Consider the following 2,490-nt stretch of genomic DNA (forward strand, 5'->3'; position numbering starts at 1 on the left):
TGTATTTCGTCAAGTGTTTTTCCCAAAAATCGGAAAGAAAAATTCCCAACTTTAGGAATGGGATATTCCCATATATCAGCAGGAAACATTTTCATATGATTGTGACGCAGTCTGTCGCATAAGTGCGTGTTCCATTCTGTAGCTCTTCCCTGAAAAGAGAATCAAATGTCCATGATGTACCAGACGATCAATCATTGCTGCAGCCATCTGTTCATCAGTAAATATGCCTCCCCATTTAGAGAATTCCAGATTTGTAGTTAAAATCATGCTTTTACTTTCATAACTGTCTGAAATCACCTGAAACAACAACTCTGATCCGTCTCTGTCTACTGGTACATATCCCCATTCGTCAAGGATAAGCAGATCCTGATTGTTCAGATCATTACGAAGTCGCTCAAGCGTACCATTCTTCCGTGCTTCTGCGAGTTTTAACACAAGCTCTGTTACCGTATAAAATCTTGTTTTATATCCCAACATACAGGCTTTGATACCTGCAGCTATCGCCATATGTGTTTTCCCAACTCCTACAGGTCCATACAACACAAGGTTCTGCTTCTGGTTTATAAAACCGACATTTTCCAGTTCTTCTTTTGTGAGTGCTGGTGGAAGCTGAACCTGTTTATATGAATACCCATCAAATGCTTTGTAAACAGGAAAGCGTGCACGCTTGATAAGCCTTGTCTTTTTGTTTTCTTCACGCCTGGCCAGCTCACGCAGCAGAGCATCTTTAAGATACTCTATCTGCCTGGGGGTTCCTTCTGTTTTACACATTTCAGGAATCGCTGTAGTGAAAAATAGTTTTTTGCAGGCTTCCATGATTGCCTGATCTGTTTCTGCCTGTTGCTTTGCTGTGATCATGATGCATGCACCTCCTCAGATAACGTATTTTGACTATAAATAAACAGTTCATCATATATACTTAGGTTTGGTCCGTTTTCCGGCGGTGTTTCAATTCCATAACCTGTAATACGAGCAGCCAGAACAGTAACATCACTTTTATTGACATTTCCATTCTCCACAGCCATTTCCATTGCTTTTAAAGAGGCTTCATAGCCATACTCATGAGCAACTTCGTTTAGTAGCCGTAATCCTGCCTTTAATTCCGGTTTTGGTAAGGAATCCAGATAATCACGCAATATCTCAGATGCATCTGCCCGGACACCGCTGTTTCTCCATGCCCCGGAATTCCGGGAGAGTACTTCTAGTGTTGTGCTGTAATCAGAGGTATCTGTCCTTGCGTCACCGTATTCCCGCTTGTGGCGTATAAGTATCGTCCCATCTGGATTGAGTATTTCAACGAAATGTGCCCTGATACCGACCCATACTTTCTCACCATGATTTTCTGGTTTTGTAGAATAGAAATGTTTGCCTTCCATACAGATTTTTCCATACCCATCACACTTAAATTCATCATATCTGCATACATTGAAGCGTTTTGATGGCAGGGAAGAAAAATGACGTTTGTCCTCTTCAAATAGTTCCGCAATGACCTCTCCCTTTTTGTAGTGCATTTCAGCAGCTTTCTTCAAATGTTCATCCAGAAGCTGTTTATTATAGCTGACCATATCGTGGTAATGGGGGATCGGGACAAAAATATTTCTTCGTATCGTACCTACTTTGTTTTCCACGTTTCCTTTTTCCCATCCTGATTTGGGATTACAAAAACGAATCCGAAAACCATAGTGGGCACGAAACCGGGAAAATAATTCCGTTTCCACAACTTTATCATGAATCTTACGGCCTACACCGGTTGCATTGTCAAAGACCAATTCTTCGGGTACACCGCCTATGTATTCGAAAATATCCTGTAGACCCTGGCATACACATTCAGCAGTCTCGCCACCAAATACCTGTGCATATCCATCATTACTATATGGAAATGAAAGGACAAGATATTTTCTGCGTCTGCAGATATTTTCCTCATAAAAATCTGCTTCCCCAAAATCGACTTGTGCAAATCCCGGAAGCCATACAAGTTCCTGCGTTGCTTTCTGTTGTCTGTCTTTCCTGATTCCATGGATATATTTGCGGATTGTGTCATAGCTTCCGGTATATCCCTCCTCTGCTACAAGCCGGTCATAGATTCGTTTTGCAGTATGATGTTGTTTGCTCCAATGATTTTTATCTTCTTCTATCCATTCATGAATAAACGGTTTGTACGGATCGAGGATGGATTTTCGTATTTTTCGTTTAGGAGGTTCTTCTGAAAAGTCCTCCTTTGCAAGATATTTTTCAATTGTTTTGTGGTCAGCCCCTGTTTTCCTATGAATTTCAGAAACATTGTATCCACATTTGCTTAAATCTCTGATATGATTGATCTGGGACATTTTGAGCATCTTCCTTTCCTCCTTTGAATAGATTGGTCTCTACCAAAGGATAATGGTATTGGTTAAGTGGTTCAAGATGTCCTGCTTTATTTTGGGAAATTCCCAATCCGATATTTGGGAATTTTACTTTCCGATTTGAGGTACTTTTATTTTACTATATACA

The 2,490-nt window shown here is 40.5% G+C and carries 2 protein-coding genes; both read right to left on the reverse strand.

Annotated elements, in window-relative coordinates:
• Positions 1 to 75: 75 nt before the first annotated feature.
• On the reverse strand, positions 76 to 858 hold the full coding sequence (gene istB, locus ACQRCC_RS15435; RefSeq protein WP_427851633.1) for an IS21-like element helper ATPase IstB: 783 nt from the start codon (positions 856 to 858) through the stop codon (positions 76 to 78).
• The gene (gene istA / locus ACQRCC_RS15440; RefSeq protein ID WP_427851634.1) at positions 855 to 2,336 is read right to left on the reverse strand and encodes an IS21 family transposase; all 1,482 of its coding nucleotides are present in this window, start codon (positions 2,334 to 2,336) and stop codon (positions 855 to 857) included. Before istA ends, istB begins: the two co-directional genes overlap by 4 nt.
• Between the last annotated feature and the right edge of the window lie 154 nt (positions 2,337 to 2,490).

The organism is Sporofaciens sp. SGI.106 (genome assembly GCF_050314255.1).
Classification (GTDB): Bacteria; Bacillota; Clostridia; order Lachnospirales; family Lachnospiraceae; genus Claveliimonas.